Here is a 17259-nt window from a genome sequence, read left to right as displayed (position 1 = left end):
TCTGTCACAAATAAATATTTGATTCATTTTTCAGTTTAATGATCAGAATTGAATAAATTATCTAAAATCCGTTTAGGGTGATCTAAAAATGATTTATAAACCCTGTAAACTTCCGATTCCTCATATTTTACTTTCTCAATCTGGTTTGCCGTCATTTCATATATGGTAGCATTCGGGTAGGACAATAAAATTGGAGAATGCGTAGCAATAACAAATTGAGCATTTTTATTTACCAGGCTATTCATTTTAGAAAGCATCGCAATTTGCTTCGTAGCAGAGAGTGCAGATTCGGGCTCATCAAGTATGTAAACGCCACTTCCCCCAAAACGGTTCATAAATAGCGACCAAAATGATTGCCCATGCGATTGCTCGTGCAAGGATATGCCACCATAAGAATCTATAATTTTTGGTCCGCCCGGTTCCTCATCCAGTTTATCTATTTCACTGGCCACATTATAAAAACTTTCTCCGCGCAGAAAATAACCATCTTTTGGCTTCCTAAAACTTTTGGTTATGGTTAGATAATGATGCAGAACAGAATGCGTTTCTGAGGTTTTGAAGTTGAAATTCTTACCTCCGCCCTCTGCATTAAACCCAAGATGAACGGCAATGGCTTCAATCAAGGTAGATTTTCCCATTCCATTTTCACCTGTAAAAAATGTAACATTGGGATGGAAAGAGAGTTCTTTAAAAGATTTTAAACATGGAATGTTAAACGGATATCCATCAGGAAGGCGTTCTTGAGTAAGCCTTATCGATAAAAGATATCCGTTAAACTCCATCAAATATGGTTATCTAAAATCGTCTTCATCCTCTTCCTCATCAAATTCGGCATTAAATAAACTGCCAAACATATCAGAAAAACCGAAGCCTCCATTTAAAAAGTTTTTGCTCAGTTGCGAATATTCGGCCAAACCGTGCAATACAAATTCCATTAAAAGTAAAGTTTGATTTTCACTCAGTTTAGGGTGGAATTTTTTAACAATATCGTACAAGCCTGGTACGAGCATTAACGCTTTTTTATACTGCGCATTAGTTAAACCATCGGTAACATCTACATTATTGCCATCTGTAAACCATTCGGTTACTTCAGTATACGGGTTGGCTGTTTTGGTTTTTTTTGCTTTTTCAGGATCGGGAAAATATTTTGCAAACAGCGTTTTTACCGCTTTACCAATTAAAGTTGTTGCCACATGTGCCGGGCCTTCAAGCTCTCCTTCGTAAACCAGCTCAATTTTACCTGTAATTGCAGGAATAATTCCAGCTAAATCAGATAAGCGGACGAAGGTGTTTTTTTCGCCAGCAATCAGCATTCTTCTTTCGGCAGTGCTGATTAGATTTTCATACGCAGATATAGTTAACCTGGCCGAAACACCAGATTTTTGATCGATATATTCACTTTTACGCGCTTCGAAAGCAATCTGCTCAATTAAATCTTTTACCAAACCATCAGCTTCAATGTTTGCTTTTTGATCGGCCGTAAGTTTTGCTTCCTGAAAAGTAATTTTACGCGAAATTTCGACAGTTTTAGGATAGTGGGTTAAAATCTGACTTTCAATCCTATCTTTTAATGGCGTAACAATGCTACCACGATTGGTATAATCTTCAGGATTTGCCGTAAATACAAATTGAATATCTAAAGGCAAACGCAATTTAAAACCACGGATCTGGATATCTTTTTCCTGTAACATGTTAAACAATGCCACCTGGATCCGCGCCTGCAAGTCTGGAAGTTCATTAATTACAAATATACTGCGGTGGGCACGTGGTATTAAGCCAAAATGAATTACACGCTCATCGTTGTAAGTTAATTTAAGCGTAGCTGCCTTTATCGGGTCAACATCGCCAATTAAATCTGCAACGGTAACATCAGGAGTGGCTAGTTTTTCAGTATACCTTTCGCTGCGGTGTAACCATGCAATTTCGGTATCATCACCTTTTATAGCAATTTCATTTTTGGCGTACCACGAAATCGGGTTCAACGGATCGTCGAAAATTTCACTTCCGGCCACATAAGGCACATACTCATCAAGCAGGTTTACCATTAAACGGGCAATCCGCGTTTTTGCCTGCCCGCGTAAACCCAAAAGCAGAATATTATGGCGCGATAAAATAGCAGTTTGCAATTCAGGAATTACTGTTTCATCATAGCCGATAATTCCTTCAAATTCAGTTTTTTTATCACGGAGCACTTTAATAAGGTTTTCTCTAAGTTCTTCCTTAACGCTTCTTGATGTATAATTTGTTGCCTTTAACTGGCCTAATGTTGTGTTTTGCATATATATAATCTGTACGATTCGTTATTTACTTTTCAGTTTTTTCATAAACTCACCAATTGCAGGTTGTAGTTCTTTGAAAAGTTCTTGCCCTCTATTTTTTAAAATTACTTCAGTAAACATTTTTAAACCAATGGCAAACTCAATACTCTGATTTTCATCCTCAAAAATATTTTTGTTTTTAATGGTATTGATAATGTTGAATATATTATCGTGGTTATCAAACTCAAGCATTAAAGGGGCATTTTTTGCATCCTCCTCTTTTGCTAAAGATATTTCTTCCAATGTTAACTTATATGTATTTGTACGTTTTGCCATGTTAATTAATACCTCATATAAACCTACGCCATACTCCGAATGCCGGCTCCCAACTATTTCACCGTTTTACGTCTGTTTTTAATATAATCTTCAAAAATATATTCGCCCAAACCATTTAATGAGCTGTAGAAAGCCCTTCCGCCATTTATTTCGGTAAATTGCCTTACAAACTGTTGCAGGTAAGGGTCTTTGGCAATCATAAATGTAGTAATCGGAATTTTTAACCGTTTACATTGTGCCGCCATATTCAAGGTTTTGTTAATTACCTTCCTATCAAGCCCCATACTATTTTTATAATATTTGCCATTTTCTTTCAAACAGGTTGGTTTACCGTCTGTTATCATGAAAATCTGTTTGTTATGCGTTTTACGGCGGCGCAATAAATCGGCAGCCAATTCCAGCCCAGCATAAGTATTGGTGTGGTAAGGGCCAACCTGTAAATAAGGCAAGTCTTTAACGCTGATCGGCCAGGCATCATTTCCAAATACCACAATATCCAGTGTATCCTTAGGATATTTCGTTTTAATCAGCTCAGCTAAAGCCATTGCTACTTTTTTTGCAGGTGTAATCCGATCTTCACCGTACAAAATCATCGAGTGCGAAATATCAATCATCAGCACAGTAGAGGTTAAGGTTTTAAAATCTTTTTCCTCCACTTCCAAATCTCGGTCGGTTAATGTAAAATCACCAATGCCATGGTTAATTTGTGCATTTTGAATCGAAGCAGTCATATCAATCTGGTCTAAACTATCACCAAAACTATACTCCCGCCTGTCGGCATTTTTTTCTTCACCAATGCCCGATTGGTTGCTGTTGTGGTTCCCGCGACCAGATTTTTTCAGTTTCCCGAAAATTTCATCCAATGCCGATTTACGGATCGTCTGTTCCGTTTTAGCGGTAATTTTAAATTCTCCCGATTGATTGTCTTCCGTAAGGTAGCCCTTATCTTTCAGGTCGTCAATAAAATTACCGATTCCGTAATCATTATTGGTTAATTTATATTGTTTGTCGAGTTCGTTCAGCCAGCTTAAAGCCTCTGCTGCATCTCCAGCTGTATAATTTAGCAATTCGCTAAATAATTTAAGCAACTCATCAAACCCACCCTTTGGCGTATCGCCAGGCTTATAATCAGAAAAACGAAAACCTCTCATGTGCTTGTATTAACGATTTATCGAAGATAAAAGTTTCGATTTGCATTAATTTAAGCGCGGTGTCATATTTGGTGCCAAGCAGAAAGGTAAAAGCTGAAAGACCAAAGCATGGTTAAATTGAAACTATAAACTGTCAACTAAAAGCTGTCAAACTGATCCGGGCGTTTCCCAAGCTGCGCAAGGGTCGGGCTTTTCAGGGCTGCGCTTCGCTCCGGTACCGATTAAGGATCGGTACCGAACCCTTCCAATCCCTAACGCAAACCCCACCGTTTTAACTCCTACCTATTAGGTTAAACTTTCCGTGTTAATCCGTGCATCCGTGGCAAAAAGGCAAAAGCTTACCCAAGCGCCATATGGTAGATCTTTTTGTTATAATCAGGGTTGGCACCAGCTTGTGAGGCTACAAAAGCGCCAACTTTGCAGGCATTATCTAAAGTGGTTTCCATTGGGTAGCCTTGCAAATAACAGGCTATAAACGTGGCTAAAAAAGCATCACCGGCACCAACCGTATCGGCCACCTGTACTTTATAGCCCTTGTGTTTAAACAATTTGCCATCTTTTAATACACAAGCACCTTTATCACCAAGTGTAAGGCAAATGGTTTCGATATTAAATTGAGTAGAAAGTTGTTTTAAAAGCTGTTCGTCGGTATTGCCAGTTAAACCGAATGATTCTTTAACCCATAAAATTTCATCCTCGTTTATTTTTAATATATCAGCTTTTGCTAAAAGTTCTGCTATTAAATCTTTAGTATAAAAGGGCGCCCGAAGGTTAATATCGAATATTTTAATTTTTGCATCATCTAAAAGTGCAAGAATGGTTTTTCTTGATTTTTCTTCCCTACAGGTTAAGCTGCAATATACCAAAGCATCCGCCGCTTTAACTGCTGCAATATTTTCATCTGTTAATTTAATATCATCCCAGGCCACCGGCTGTTTAATGGTATAGGTAGCCTGATGGTTTTCATCCAGCTGTACCACAACCGTACTGGTTGGCAGTTCTGCATTTACCTGGATTAAATCGGTTGCAAAATGGTTGTTGGCTAAAAAATTAAATAGTTCTCTACCATTTTCGTCGTTTCCAATAGCACTGATAAAACTACTTTCTATACTTTGTTTGTGTAAGTTGAGTGCTACGTTCATGCTTGAGCCGCCAGCTTTTTTTCCCTCCGGGAAAACATCCCAAAGTATTTCGCCAATTGTAATTACTTTATTTTGCATAGAAGATTTATAGATACGTAAATAAAGAATTTTTACGCATGGAACAAAATAATTTGTTTCATATCTTTATTTTTTACCATATTTTAAACCATCATGAAAAAACTACTCGTAATTGCCCTGCTTTTAATGTCATTCAGCGTGTTTGCCCAAAATGCAAAAGAAAAACAAGCAATTCTCAACCTGCTCGAAAAACAACGTACAGATTGGAATAAAGGTGATGTGGAAGCTTTTATGCAAGGATACGAAAAATCGGATAGTTTACTTTTTGTGGGTAAAAGCGGACCAACATATGGTTGGCAAAAAACTTTGGATAATTATAAAAAAGGTTATCCGGATAAATCTGCCATGGGCTTTTTAGTGTTCGGGATAAAAAAAGTAGATTTTTTAAAACCCGACCTGGCCTTTGTGTTGGGGAGTTGGAATGTTAAAAGAGAAAAAGACGAGTTAAAAGGATATTTTACACTCTTGATCAAAAAAATTAAAGGAGAATGGAAAGTAATTGTTGATCATAGTAGTTAGTTATTCCGCTTCCTTTAATATATATAAAAGTACAGGATCGGTACCTTTAATTTTATCTATGTAGCTCGTGTAGATAGACTTGTCTGGATTGACAGGATGTTTTGTTTTCTCGTTGCAATCTGCCCCCATATCAAAACTTGTGGATACACTCATGCTAATTTTGCTCTTGGGAAGCAGAAAGCGATAGCCTTCACCAAAGTCGTTTGTATTTTCTCCAGTAGGTTCGCCAATTAGTGTTGCGAGATTAAATCTCTTTATACCGTCTGCCAGCATATTTGCGCTCGAAAATGTCATCGGTCCAGTAATAACGTAAACTTTACCTTTGAAAAATGCTTCTTCACTAATATATTTTGGATCATATGGCGCACATGTTTCGGTTTGCCAAATGCTATCGTCATCCTGTTTTAGGTAAATATTACTGCTATCTCCATGTTTAATTAATTCGTTTTTATACAACCGACTTATTTTCCAGTATTTTCCGCTTGTTAGCGTATATTTTTTTGAGTTGAAATAGCCTAAAAGTAAATCTGCATTAATAGAGTTGCCCCCGGTGTTTTTTCTGATGTCGATTGCAATGGTTTTGAGGTGCTTTTCCTTTATAATGGTAAAACATGAATCAAAAAACTTTAAGTATGGATGGTAATCTCCTTCAAGAGTATTTAATTCTAAATAACCAATCTTATTCTTTAATATTCTGAATGAATATGGATTATTCACCAAATTTGGAAATACATCAGCAATTATATTTCTTAAAATTGTTCCTTCTGAAAGGGTTTTAATCTGTTTTTTGTTTTTGTAGATATATACTATTTTAAATGGTGCTTTAATATCAGAAAGATATAAGTTATAGCCCATCATTTTGATCGCGATTTCGTTGCTGTAGGATTGGAGCCCGCCACTTCTTAATGCACATTCCTGATAAAATTTTTGTACTGATGTTCCATTAATTGAAAGAATTTCCGCTCCAGCCGGAATAATATCAGACTTTGATTTTCCATCTGCATAAACTTTGTTTTTTTTGTCGGCAATAAATGTTATTGGCAAAAAAATAGGCTTACGGAAATCTGATTTAAAAATAGATTGTATAATCGTTGGTGCAGTGTGAGCATCACCGATAACAGCTGTCATTTCTGTAAGTTTCAAAGTAAAAAGTTTGGTATCAATAGAATCTGGAATGGAACTTTTTAATTGATTTACTTTCTTCAGGTATTTAGAGGTTGAAGAAAATAAGAATGGATTATAGTGTACTGCTCTTATCGTTTTATCAAGAAAATTGATATCTTCAATAGCATCTGCTTTGGAAATACTTTGTGCGAATACAGGCAATGAAACAAAAATTGTACAGAAAAATGTTATAGCTGTTTTCATCATATAAGTTTTCTTTCAAGACGATATAAAGAAAGTTAAAGTTGCATAAAGATTATTCTTCCAACTTAAAATCTTTATAATAGTAATCTTTGTCTGCATCTGTCAACTGGCGGATCACTCTGCATGGGTTGCCGGCAGCGAAAACATTATCCGGAATATCCCTGGTAACAATACTGCCAGATCCGATAACCACATTTGATCCGATTGTAACACCAGGATTAATCACAACATTCCCACCAATCCAAACGCTGTTGCCAATGGTTACTTCCTGCGCCCACTCATATTCCTGATCTCTTAAATGTGCGTGGATAGGGTGCCCGGCCGTGTATATAGCAACATTTGGCGCAATAAAAACACTATTCCCAATACTAACCTTCGCGCAATCTAAAATAACAAGGTTAAAATTGGCGTAAAAATTGTCGCCGATTTCAATGTTATAACCATAGTCGCATCTAAAGGGTGGCTCAACATAAAACATGCGTTCTGTTTTTCCGAAAAGTCGTTTTAATAACTCCTTGCGTTGTTTAATAAACTTTGGAGCAAGATTGTTAAATTCATAAACAATTTCGCGTGCTTTTAACCGCTCTTTTGATAATTCTGCTCCACCAGCCTGGTAAGCTTTACCGGCCAACATTTTTTCTTTCTCGGTGAGTATTTCGGGATCCATTTATAGATGTCTGATTTTATTTTGTGTTAAAATAGAATATGTAAAAAAAAACGGGGCTACCGTAACCCGATGCCCCGCTATATTTTGCTTATAATAACATTAAGGTCTGCCTTTAGCCAAAGCCTTTTCTGCAATTTTTACTGCTTTTTTCTCTCTCCAGTTCGCATACTTTTCTTTAAAAGTCATTTTAATTAAACTGTCAATCGCGCCATGGGTAAATAAACTCCAAACGCTGGCTACTTTACGTGTGATCGATTGATCCCAAGCCCTTAAACTTAGCGAGAATGAACCATCAAGATATTTCATCCAATGCCACATGCCTGTAGGCATAAATAAGGTATCGCCATGTTCTAAGAAAACTTCATATCCCTCAACACCATTTAACGCAGGAAATTTTTCGAAATCAGGATTGGCCACATCATAATCTTCCAAAGCATAAGTAGCATTTGGCAAGCAATATAACCTGTCTTTCCATTTGTTATCAAAAAGTACAATGTGTTTTCTGCCACCAAAGTGGGTATGGAAAATATGCGGTAAATCAATATCGTAATGTAAAAAAGTTACCGAGTTAGAACCACCAAAAAACATTGCTGGCATACTTTCGATAAAACCACCCATTAAATTTTTAGGGATTTTTACGTCATTTATTAAACTTGGTACTTTTTTAAACAGGTTAAAAAAGAAGATTCTCAATTCCGTTGGTTCACGTTTAATCAGATCGAGGTAATCGCCAAATTTCATGTGTGCGGTAGCCGCATTAATTGGTTTTGATGGATCTGCTTTAGAGTTGTCATAAAGTGGAACTTCCAGATCACCGCCAATTTGTTTTAAATATTCGGTTGTCCATTTTTCTCTGGCAGGCCAATCTTTAGTTAGGCCCCTGATTACTAACGGACGTTTAGTTTTCAGATAATTTTTCTTAAAATCTTCGGGAGTGATGCTCTCAACGATATCAACAGGTTTTAAAATGAAACTCATGCGCTTAAAATCGGTTATTTGTGCCGAACAACAAATGTGTAAATTTTATTTTACAAAATCGATGTTCAGAGGTAAATGTGACTAAAATCACGTAATCTAAATTAGCAAATACTTAACAATTTAATAATTACGCTACAACTTTATTTTTAACAATTTCGGCATAGGCAGCATCCCAAAGATCGATCCTTTTTTGAAGGGCCTTTTTGGTGGTTTCTTCTGCTTCAACCCAAAAAGATTCATCATTTTCGCACAGTTTCTCCGTCATCGATAATGCGAGGTGGCTATGGTGGTCGCCATCTACTTCGATATGACGTTCTAAATAATATTTAAAAATTGATACTTTATCAGCCTGTGTACTGTTTAAATCGTTTACCATGCTAAAAAACATGTTTGGAATCAGGTCTTCACGGCCAAATGTAAAGCTAGCTGCTTGTAAATGTGTTTTTCCGCTATTAATGGTTTCAAAAGTGGCATTAACGAAATCCTGAGCACTTGCAGGCACCTCTGCTGTTTTGAAAGCTTCCTCGAAACTTTTTCCATTTTTTAAACCTTCCAAAAAGTTATTGATCGGTTTCGTATTGGCACCACATTGATTCATTGCATCTAAATAAAGCTCAAAGTGACTTTTAATCGCACCATTTGCGTCAACATCCGATTCTTCGCCTGCTACAATTTCATTAATTAATTGCCTCGTTACCGGATCACCTACCGGAAACCACGGAAGGGTGGTACAAGTGAGGTTGATCTGCAAGGCTTTAAGCAGCGACATAAAATCCCAAACAGCAAATATGTGATGTTCCATAAAAATCCTGAGATCTTCCAGTTCACTAATGGCCGAATAAACTTTATGGTTAATGATTTCTTGCCTTAGCGGCTCTATTCTCTCTTGAATTTTTATAATGTTAGGATGCATATATTGAATGATTGAGTTATTGAATTTAAATTGCGAATGCGAGAATGATTAAACTAGCATCATAAAATATGCCCATCCAATCGTTCCTTCATTTCATCATTCAATAATTATTATTTTGGTAAATTTTTTTCTAATGCTTTATTTGCTTTTTTAACCGCAAGTTGTTCTTTCCAGTGCATGTACTTTTCGCGGTAGTTGGCTTTCATAAAGTCGTCAAATTTACGCTGTAAAGTTAAGTTATACAAGCTTTTTGCTTTCACGGCCCAGCTTTTGTCCCAGGCTCTTAAACTAATTGAGAATGATCCGTCCAGATATTTCATCCAGTGCCAGTATCCGGTTGGCATAAATAAGGTATCTCTATGTTAAATTGAATTTCATGTTAAATAACTATTAATGAAGCAAAATTAAATAGTTAAAAAACAACAGGCTTTACGAAAGCTAAAACTTGAAAAATGGCTGACAATAAATTAAAAACAACCCAGACTACCATTTACACATAAAAAAACGTTTTTACGGTTAAGCAAAAACGTTAATTTAAAAAATCACACGGGTCGAGTAATATCAATTAATAAGGATATATTTTGCTGTTATGCCCATATTTACGATAAATAAATAACTATGGATTTAATGTAGTTTGTTTTTTTAAAACAAAAACGTTCCAGCTATTGCCAGAACGTTTTTTGTTGATCAAAAGGATATATTAAATATTATTTAGGCATTAATACGGTATCAACTACGTGAATTACACCATTTTTCTGATAAACATCTGCAATAGTTACAGTGCTCATTCCACCTTTTTCATCTTTTAACATTAATTTTTTGCCTTCCATCCAAGCCCAAAGTTTACCACCTTCTACGGTTGTTAATTCTGCTTTACCACCACCAGCTTTAATTGCTTTTGCAATGGCTTTGCTATCCATTTTACCTGCAACAACATGGTAAGTTAAAATTTTTGTAAGGGTAGCTTTGTTTTCTGGTTTAACCAAATTATCAACAGTTCCTGCAGGAAGTTTATCGAATGCAGCGTTTGTTGGTGCGAAAACGGTGAAAGGACCTTTACTTTTTAAAGTTTCTACTAAACCTGCTGCTTTAACTGCTGCAACTAATGTAGTGTGGTCTTTTGAGTTTACTGCATTGTCTACAATATCTTTAGCAGGATACATTGCTGCTCCACCCACCATTGGGTTTTTTTGAGCGTAAACTTGGGTTGTGAATGCCATTGTAATTACGGCAAATACTGATAAGATTAAATTTTTCATTATTTCTAATTTTAAGTTTCTGTTATTTGATTCCATTTACGACGGCTTACAGATGCTTGGTTTTTAGAAATGAAAATTATTCTTTAATCATTTGATTATTAGTGTTTTATTTTTTTTGTTTTATGATTTTTAAAATGTGCTGCTGTAGTTCTCAGCGAAACCAAGTTTATTTAACAGCCGGTTGTTTTTAACTTATCATGAAAATTTGACCGATTTGCAAGCGTTAAAGAATCGCTGAACAGTCTCATTGCCAACCGGCATCTATAAGCTAATTCACTTTAGCAGTTCTTACTTTTTTTGAAAAAATTTTTGGAAAAAAACGCTTCAATAAAACCGCTTTGGTTTCTTTCCCGCCGATATAAGCCTCTTCTTTTTTGCTTTTAACAGCGTCTACAATTTCTTTTGCACATTGAGCGGGCGTCATGGCGTTTTCGTGAGCATCACCCATTTTGTTTAGCGGGTTGCCATCTCCGGTAAGTGCATTATAAGTTACGTTGGTTTTAATAAAACCTGGGCATATGATGGTTATATCAATGTTTTTATCATAAACTTCCGAACGGAGCGAATCAAAATAACCATGTAAAGCATGTTTCGAAGCAGCGTAGGTAGAACGGAATTTGGTGCCGAATTTTCCTACCAAGCTACTAATAACCACAATTTGGCCACTGCCATTGGCAATCATTGATGGAAGAACTGATTTACTGAGTACAACCGTTCCCCAAAAATTGGTGTCCATAATCTGTTGTTTCGTTTGAAGATTGGTTTCGAGTGATAAACTTCTCTGACTAACGCCACCGCTATTGATCAATAGATCTATTTTGCCAAAAATGCGTATCGCGTCAGCAGCTTTACTTTCGAGGGTAGTCGTTTCGCTCAAATCGAAGGGTAGCACATGTACATTAAAAGAATTTTGGCAATTGCCCTTCACCCTAAAAAGTTCGTCGCGGTTTCTGCCTGAAATAATAAGTTTATCACCAGCCTTAAAATATTCATATACCAATGCTTCGCCAATTCCTGAAGATGCACCTGTAATCCATACAATTTTTGACATAATATTTTATATTGAATTAAAGAATGATGAACTATGGGTTTTCTGAAATATAACTAATCCATTTCCTTAATCATTCTCAATAATAAACAATTCTGAAGCAATATGATCGGCAAATAATTTTCCATTCTTGCTTAAACGGATATTATCCCCATCAATGATCAGCCAATCCTTATCCTCGAAATTTTTAAGGTTATATGTAGTTTCTTCCAAAAAATCTTTCCCGAAATCTGCATTTATCTTTTTAAGATCGGTTCCCCACATCGTTCTCAGGGAGGTCATTACATACTCGTTAAATCTGTCGTGAATACTAAGCGTTTCAACAATTTCCGGGAGTTTATTATGGGCCAAACTTTCTATAAATGAAGCATTATTTGCTGGATTCATGTATCTGTTCTGTCCATCAAAACCATGTGCCGAAGGCCCGATGCCAATATAGTTTATACCTTTCCAATAATTGGTATTGTGTACTGCATAATGGTTCGGCTTGGCGAAATTGGAAATTTCATAATGGTCAAAACCTGCCTCAACCAGTTTTTCCATTAAAATTACAAACTGTGCCGCACTTTGGTTATCGCTTACAGGTATTTGTTTCTTGTTTTTAATGGCATGAGCTAAGGCGGTTCGCGGCTCAACGGTTAAAGCATAAGCTGAAATGTGTGGAACTTCCAGCTCGATTGCTTTTGCAATGTTGTTCAGCCATTTCTGATCGGTGAGTAAGGGGTACCCGTAAATTAAATCGAGTGTTAAGTTTTCAAAGCCGGCATCCTGACTTCTTCTAATGCAATCTTCAGCCTCCCGGGCGTGGTGTGCCCTGTTCATCCAGATTAAATCTTCATCATAAAAAGATTGAATACCAACACTAAAGCGGTTAACGGGAAGCTGTTTAAGCGCTTTTAATTTCTGCGCAGTTAAATCATCGGGATTGGTTTCGATGGTAATTTCGGCAGCAGAATCAACTGAAAAAGTATGGTTAATGGCATCAAAAATCTTTTGTAAAGCATTTTGAGATAAAATAGAAGGCGTTCCCCCACCAAAATAAATGCTTCCAACCTGACCAGAAATCCGGTCTTTTTTCATTTTAATTTCTTTACAGATCGCACCCACCATTTCATCAGCATATTTTAAGGAAGTGCTAAAGTGAAAATCGCAGTAGTGACAAGCCTTTTTGCAGAAAGGAATATGGATATAGATACCAGCCATTGGCGCAAAGATAATGAAGTTAGTTTTTCTTTAATGTCATAATAACCTACTTCTGCCAGAGTTGTAAAATTATCCATTTATTTTCTTTAGGTAAACAATGATTATTCAACTACTTTTGCAACTTTAAGCTTGATTGACTACATGCCGAAATTTCTTTTCATTTTGTTCGCGTTTTTATGGTCTGCAGAATTTGTAGCAGCCCAGCAAATTCCTGTACAAACGGATAGTGCAATAGTAAATCAGTATCGGTACAGGCGGTACAGGCCGGATTCTGCAAAACTCGCCAGGCAAAAATTTTCTACGGATTCTCTCATTCATCACACTTGGGTATTGCCTGATAGTTTAATTAATAAAAACGCCCTGATAGATACCATTGAAAAGGAATATCTTTTTAAAAAACTCGATTTATGGGCATGGCATAAGAAATACCACCATTTAAAGAAAAAAGCAAACCCCTATCAACTGGGTACAAAAATTCCGAAAGGAAATGTTGGTTTATTGGGATTTATTTTTGGCATGTTAATCATTTTTGCCATTTTAAAAAATGCATTTTCGAAGCAACTTTCAGCAATTGTACAATCGTTTTTTAGCAACAGGATTTTAAACAATATTAACAAAGAAGACAATCTTTTTAGCTCGTGGCCATTTTTGTTGCTTTTTGTACAGTTTGGGTTTGTTTTCGGGATGTTTTTTTTCCTTGTGGCACAATGGAATGATATGTACCAGGCAAAGGATGGATTTAAGTTTTTTTTCAGCATCTCCATTACAATTATTGTTTTTTATGCGCTGAAACTTATCCTTTTGCGTTTTTTAGGTTACCTCTTCAATGTTCAGAAACCGGTGGGTGAATATATTTCCATATTGTACCTCAGTTACTTCAATGCTTCGCTATTATTTATCCCTTTGGTAGTCGCTTTTGCCCTGTCGCCGCTTAAATATGGGGCCGTGTATATCGTGTTGGCGTTCTTGTTGTTAGGCATAATTTTTGCTTTCCAACTACTGAGAGCGGGTATAACTATACTTTCTAATAATAAGTTTTCTAAAATGCATTTATTTTTGTATTTTTGCGCCCTCGAAATATGTCCTATCCTAATACTAATAAAAACGATAGGGCTGTAGCAGGAAAAAGGAAAATGCAAGAAAAGAACGACTCTAGAATCCGCAAAGTAAAAAGTATTTTGGTTACTTTACCAAAACCTGAAACAGAAAAATCTCCTTACTACGATTTGGCCAAAAAACACAACTTAAAAGTTGATTTCAGGTCTTTTATTCACGTTGAAGGTGTGCCAGCAAGAGACTTTAGGAAAGATAAAATCAATTTAGCCGATTTTACTGCGGTTATTTTCACCAGTCGCAATGCAGCAGATCATTTTTTTAGAATCTGCGAAGAAATGCGTTATGACGTACCTGCAGAGCTAAAATATTTCTGTCTTTCCGAAACCATCGCATTATACCTGCAAAAATACATTCAATACAGAAAGCGTAAAATCTTTTTCGGAAAACAAACTGCAGCAGATTTAGCTGAAGTGTTAAAAAAACATGCGAACGAGAAATTTTTATATCCTTGTTCGGATATGGCTACGGAAGATACCATGAAATTTCTTGAAAAGAGCGGATATAATTTTACTCCTGCTGTTTTATTTAAAACAGTTGTGAGCGATTTATCTGATCTTGCTGAAGTTTTTTATGATGTTATTGCTTTTTTCAGCCCGTCAAGTATCCAGTCTTTGTTTAAAAATTTCCCTGATTTTAAACAAAACAACACGCGTATTGCAGCTTTTGGAACGAATACAAGTAAGGCTTGTACGGATATGGATCTTATTGTAGATATCGCCGCACCAACCCCAGGTGTGCCATCAATGACGATGGCTATTGAGAATTACATCAAAATATCTAATAAATAATACATTCTATAAATTATTTTTAGTCATTATAATAAATGCGTAACTTCGCTGTAAATAAGAGAGTTACGCATATTATTAACAAAATTAGAGGTGGTTAAAATTTAGTTAACAAAATTTTAATTGCCTTTTAGTGATGATTTCATGTAAAATATTTGCTTTTGTTGATAATTGTAGTGATTTTTGATAAAATTGCTCCTAATCGTGCTTTGCACACCGTAAAAAATATGAAGAAAATCTACTTTCTAGCTATTGTAGGTATAACTGTGATGCTAGCAAGCTGTGGCCATGGCGGTCAGGGTGAGCTGGTGGGTGCTTATAACCGAAAATTTAAAAACGATAGAATCCCACTAGGAATGGTTTATATACCGCCTGGGCATACTCCACTGGGAGGTTCTGATGAAGATATTACCTTTTCTCAGAACGGGCCAAGTAGAATGACTACTATCAGTGCATTTTTCATGGATCAGACTGAGATCTCAAACGCTGAATATCGCCAGTTTACCAATTGGGTACGCGATTCGATTGCTATTGTAATGATGGGCAATCCTCAGCAGTTTATGATTACCCCACGAGGTAATGCTGCCGCTGCAGTTGGTGGAGAAAAATACATCGATTGGAAAAGAGTTGGACCAAATGGCTCAAATATTTGGCGCAACAGGGGTAGAGGTACTGCTGCTGCTCAGGCTAGTCAGCTTGATGGGATGTATTACTCAGGTTTAGATGCTCTTCCAGGCAAAAAAGAACTGGATGTTCGCAAGTTTGAATATTCTTACGCCGAACTCAATATGGAAAAGGCAGCAATTGGCCATAAGAATCCAAATGCTAAGCGTCAGGATTATATCGACCGTTATAATGTTGCTATTTATCCGGATACAATGGTTTGGAAAACGGATTATTCTTATTCACAAAACGATCCAATGGTTCGTGGTTATTACAATCACCCTTCTTATGATGATTATCCTGTAGTTGGCGTAAGCTGGGAGCAGGCAAAAGCATTCTCTCACTGGAGAACAAGATTGTATGATGGTGTTGCCACAGCCAGAAAACTTCCGGTTGGATCAAGATCAGATTACAGATTGCCTGCTGAAACAGAATTTGAATATGCTTCAAGAGGTGGCAATACCAAAACTAAATACCCATGGGGTGGCCCTTACATTAGAAATACCAAAGGCTGTTTGCAGGCCAATTTTAAACCAGGCCGTGGTGATTATTCGAGCGATGGTGGTATTTATACTGTAGGTGTAAGATCTTATTTCCCTAACGATTACGGTTTGTACAATATGGCTGGTAATGTTTCTGAATGGACATTAACCGCATATAATAAAGGTGCCAGCCCATTGTTACATGATCTGAATCCTAACTTTACTTATGACGCGGGCGCTAATGATAGCAAATATAAAAAGCGTAAGGTAGTTAAAGGTGGATCTTGGAAAGATACTGGCTATTTCTTACAAAATGCAGTAGCTACTTACGAATATCAAGATACACAAAGATCATATATTGGTTTCAGATGTGTTTCATCTTACCCTGGTACCGACTTAAGAAATTAAACCAAAATAAACTAAAACTAAAGAAAAACATCAAAATTTTATGGCAGCAAAGAAACAACCAGGCTGGTTACACGTAGCGATTTCATGGGGAGCAAGTATTGTAATTATCGGAGCGTTATTTAAAATTCTACACATTGGTGGAATTGTGGGTAACTACATGATTGGGCTTGGTCTAGGAGTGGAAGCATTTTTATTCTTTTTAACCGGATTTTTTCCACCAGAACCAGAACCAGCATGGGAAAGGGTTTACCCAGAATTAAATGCAGATTTTAAAGGTGAGTTACCAACAGCATCAGCAAGACCGGTTGCAGCAGTAGGATCTTCGAACACAGCAGCTTTAGACAAAATGTTATCTGACGCTAAAATCGGACCAGAGCTGATTGAAAGCCTGGGTACAGGTTTGCGTACTTTTGGTGATAAAGTGGCAACAATTTCTAACGTTGCTGATGCTTCTACGGCTACTAACGAATTTACTGGAAAAGTTAAAACGGCATCAGCTGGTTTCGACAATTTAAGTGCATCTTTTGAAAAGGCAACAGCTAATTTAAAAGCAATGGGCGAGAGCAACGTAGATTCTCAGGCATACCATGACCAGGTTAACAATTTGGCTAAAAATTTATCTGCTTTAAATGCTGTATATGAATTAGAATTACAGGATTCGAGTGCGCATTTAAAATCGATGAATAAATTTTATTCAAACCTATCTTTAACCATGCAGAACTTTAACGAATCGATGGAAGATTCGAAACAGTTTAAAGAAGAGGTGAACAAATTGGCTAAAAACCTATCATCGCTTAATGCAATTTATGGCAATATGCTATCGGCTATGAACAGCCCACGTGTATAATTTGTTTAGTTTTTAATTTAAAGGAAAAGCTACATCAA

Annotated in this window: 18 protein-coding genes; 5 read left to right on the top strand and 13 right to left on the bottom strand. The window is 36.5% G+C overall.

The window, feature by feature from the left end; all coding sequences use genetic code 11:
- Positions 1–35 precede the first annotated feature (35 nt).
- The 5 genes from ASE74_RS19975 to ASE74_RS19955 form a co-directional block, all read right to left on the bottom strand.
- Positions 36–782 (bottom strand): AAA family ATPase, encoded by a 747-nt coding sequence (locus ASE74_RS19975; RefSeq protein WP_055912975.1) that lies wholly within the window; start codon positions 780–782, stop codon positions 36–38.
- A gap of 9 nt (positions 783–791) precedes the next feature.
- Positions 792–2279, bottom strand: a complete 1488-nt coding sequence (locus ASE74_RS19970; protein ID WP_055912972.1) for a sigma 54-interacting transcriptional regulator — start codon at positions 2277–2279, stop codon at positions 792–794.
- A 21-nt stretch (positions 2280–2300) separates the two neighbouring features.
- Entirely contained in the window at positions 2301–2594 is a 294-nt protein-coding gene (locus ASE74_RS19965; RefSeq protein WP_055912968.1) for a DUF3861 domain-containing protein, read from the bottom strand.
- Positions 2595–2647: 53 nt separating this feature from the next.
- The gene (locus tag ASE74_RS19960; RefSeq protein ID WP_055912965.1) at positions 2648–3745 is read right to left on the bottom strand and encodes a VWA domain-containing protein; all 1098 of its coding nucleotides are present in this window, start codon (positions 3743–3745) and stop codon (positions 2648–2650) included.
- A 338-nt stretch (positions 3746–4083) separates the two neighbouring features.
- Positions 4084–4965, bottom strand: coding sequence for a carbohydrate kinase (locus tag ASE74_RS19955; RefSeq protein ID WP_055912962.1), 882 nt, complete (start codon positions 4963–4965; stop codon positions 4084–4086).
- A 93-nt stretch (positions 4966–5058) separates the two neighbouring features.
- Between ASE74_RS19955 and ASE74_RS19950 the strand changes: the two genes are divergently transcribed.
- Positions 5059–5484, top strand: coding sequence for a DUF4440 domain-containing protein (locus ASE74_RS19950; protein ID WP_055912960.1), 426 nt, complete (start codon positions 5059–5061; stop codon positions 5482–5484).
- Here ASE74_RS19950 and ASE74_RS19945 read toward each other — a convergent pair whose 3' ends face one another.
- The 8 genes from ASE74_RS19945 to hemW form a co-directional block, all read right to left on the bottom strand.
- Positions 5485–6852, bottom strand: coding sequence for a S41 family peptidase (locus tag ASE74_RS19945; RefSeq protein ID WP_055912957.1), 1368 nt, complete (start codon positions 6850–6852; stop codon positions 5485–5487).
- A 52-nt stretch (positions 6853–6904) separates the two neighbouring features.
- Positions 6905–7519 (bottom strand): sugar O-acetyltransferase, encoded by a 615-nt coding sequence (locus ASE74_RS19940; RefSeq protein ID WP_235526176.1) that lies wholly within the window; start codon positions 7517–7519, stop codon positions 6905–6907.
- Between the two features lie 99 nt (positions 7520–7618).
- On the bottom strand, positions 7619–8497 hold the full coding sequence (locus tag ASE74_RS19935; RefSeq protein WP_055912954.1) for a cupin-like domain-containing protein: 879 nt from the start codon (positions 8495–8497) through the stop codon (positions 7619–7621).
- A gap of 127 nt (positions 8498–8624) precedes the next feature.
- Entirely contained in the window at positions 8625–9410 is a 786-nt protein-coding gene (locus ASE74_RS19930; protein ID WP_055912951.1) for a DUF3050 domain-containing protein, read from the bottom strand.
- A 110-nt stretch (positions 9411–9520) separates the two neighbouring features.
- Entirely contained in the window at positions 9521–9754 is a 234-nt protein-coding gene (locus ASE74_RS19925) for a hypothetical protein (RefSeq protein WP_055912948.1), read from the bottom strand.
- Between the two features lie 363 nt (positions 9755–10117).
- Entirely contained in the window at positions 10118–10669 is a 552-nt protein-coding gene (locus tag ASE74_RS19920) for a fasciclin domain-containing protein (protein ID WP_055913348.1), read from the bottom strand.
- Between the two features lie 268 nt (positions 10670–10937).
- Positions 10938–11720, bottom strand: a complete 783-nt coding sequence (locus tag ASE74_RS19915; RefSeq protein WP_055912945.1) for an SDR family oxidoreductase — start codon at positions 11718–11720, stop codon at positions 10938–10940.
- Positions 11721–11786: 66 nt separating this feature from the next.
- Positions 11787–12920 carry a radical SAM family heme chaperone HemW gene (gene hemW / locus ASE74_RS19910; protein ID WP_055912942.1) on the bottom strand — a complete coding sequence of 378 codons (1134 nt, stop codon included), beginning with the start codon at positions 12918–12920 and terminating at the stop codon, positions 11787–11789.
- Positions 12921–13061: 141 nt separating this feature from the next.
- Between hemW and ASE74_RS19905 the strand changes: the two genes are divergently transcribed.
- From ASE74_RS19905 to gldL, 4 genes are all read left to right on the top strand, one after another.
- Complete coding sequence (locus ASE74_RS19905; protein WP_055912939.1) at positions 13062–14039, top strand: DUF4271 domain-containing protein; 978 nt, start codon at positions 13062–13064, stop codon at positions 14037–14039.
- Positions 14040–14053: 14 nt separating this feature from the next.
- Positions 14054–14824: a uroporphyrinogen-III synthase gene (locus ASE74_RS19900; RefSeq protein WP_055913344.1), complete on the top strand. Its 771-nt coding sequence runs from the start codon at positions 14054–14056 to the stop codon at positions 14822–14824.
- A gap of 224 nt (positions 14825–15048) precedes the next feature.
- A complete protein-coding gene (locus ASE74_RS19895) occupies positions 15049–16374 on the top strand; it encodes an SUMF1/EgtB/PvdO family nonheme iron enzyme (protein WP_055913341.1) in 1326 nt (441 codons plus the stop codon).
- A 40-nt stretch (positions 16375–16414) separates the two neighbouring features.
- Positions 16415–17221 (top strand): gliding motility protein GldL, encoded by an 807-nt coding sequence (gldL, locus tag ASE74_RS19890; protein WP_055912936.1) that lies wholly within the window; start codon positions 16415–16417, stop codon positions 17219–17221.
- Positions 17222–17259 lie beyond the last annotated feature (38 nt).

The organism is Pedobacter sp. Leaf216 (assembly GCF_001421515.1).
Classification (GTDB): Bacteria; Bacteroidota; Bacteroidia; order Sphingobacteriales; family Sphingobacteriaceae; genus Pedobacter.
This window is presented reverse-complemented; position numbering and strand designations above follow the sequence as displayed.

Coding starts and splice junctions, on each gene's coding strand:
- ASE74_RS19945 (WP_055912957.1), bottom strand. CDS start 6,852: ATGAAAACAGCTATAACATTTTTCTGTACAATTTTTGTTTCATTGCCT.
- ASE74_RS19950 (WP_055912960.1), top strand. CDS start 5,059: ATGAAAAAACTACTCGTAATTGCCCTGCTTTTAATGTCATTCAGCGTG.
- ASE74_RS19955 (WP_055912962.1), bottom strand. CDS start 4,965: ATGCAAAATAAAGTAATTACAATTGGCGAAATACTTTGGGATGTTTTC.
- hemW (WP_055912942.1), bottom strand. CDS start 12,920: ATGGCTGGTATCTATATCCATATTCCTTTCTGCAAAAAGGCTTGTCAC.
- ASE74_RS19970 (WP_055912972.1), bottom strand. CDS start 2,279: ATGCAAAACACAACATTAGGCCAGTTAAAGGCAACAAATTATACATCA.
- ASE74_RS19925 (WP_055912948.1), bottom strand. CDS start 9,754: ATGCCAACCGGATACTGGCACTGGATGAAATATCTGGACGGATCATTC.
- ASE74_RS19905 (WP_055912939.1), top strand. CDS start 13,062: ATGCCGAAATTTCTTTTCATTTTGTTCGCGTTTTTATGGTCTGCAGAA.
- ASE74_RS19975 (WP_055912975.1), bottom strand. CDS start 782: ATGGAGTTTAACGGATATCTTTTATCGATAAGGCTTACTCAAGAACGC.
- ASE74_RS19920 (WP_055913348.1), bottom strand. CDS start 10,669: ATGAAAAATTTAATCTTATCAGTATTTGCCGTAATTACAATGGCATTC.
- ASE74_RS19895 (WP_055913341.1), top strand. CDS start 15,049: ATGAAGAAAATCTACTTTCTAGCTATTGTAGGTATAACTGTGATGCTA.
- gldL (WP_055912936.1), top strand. CDS start 16,415: ATGGCAGCAAAGAAACAACCAGGCTGGTTACACGTAGCGATTTCATGG.
- ASE74_RS19940 (WP_235526176.1), bottom strand. CDS start 7,519: ATGGATCCCGAAATACTCACCGAGAAAGAAAAAATGTTGGCCGGTAAA.
- ASE74_RS19935 (WP_055912954.1), bottom strand. CDS start 8,497: ATGAGTTTCATTTTAAAACCTGTTGATATCGTTGAGAGCATCACTCCC.
- ASE74_RS19915 (WP_055912945.1), bottom strand. CDS start 11,720: ATGTCAAAAATTGTATGGATTACAGGTGCATCTTCAGGAATTGGCGAA.
- ASE74_RS19930 (WP_055912951.1), bottom strand. CDS start 9,410: ATGCATCCTAACATTATAAAAATTCAAGAGAGAATAGAGCCGCTAAGG.
- ASE74_RS19900 (WP_055913344.1), top strand. CDS start 14,054: ATGCAAGAAAAGAACGACTCTAGAATCCGCAAAGTAAAAAGTATTTTG.
- ASE74_RS19965 (WP_055912968.1), bottom strand. CDS start 2,594: ATGGCAAAACGTACAAATACATATAAGTTAACATTGGAAGAAATATCT.
- ASE74_RS19960 (WP_055912965.1), bottom strand. CDS start 3,745: ATGAGAGGTTTTCGTTTTTCTGATTATAAGCCTGGCGATACGCCAAAG.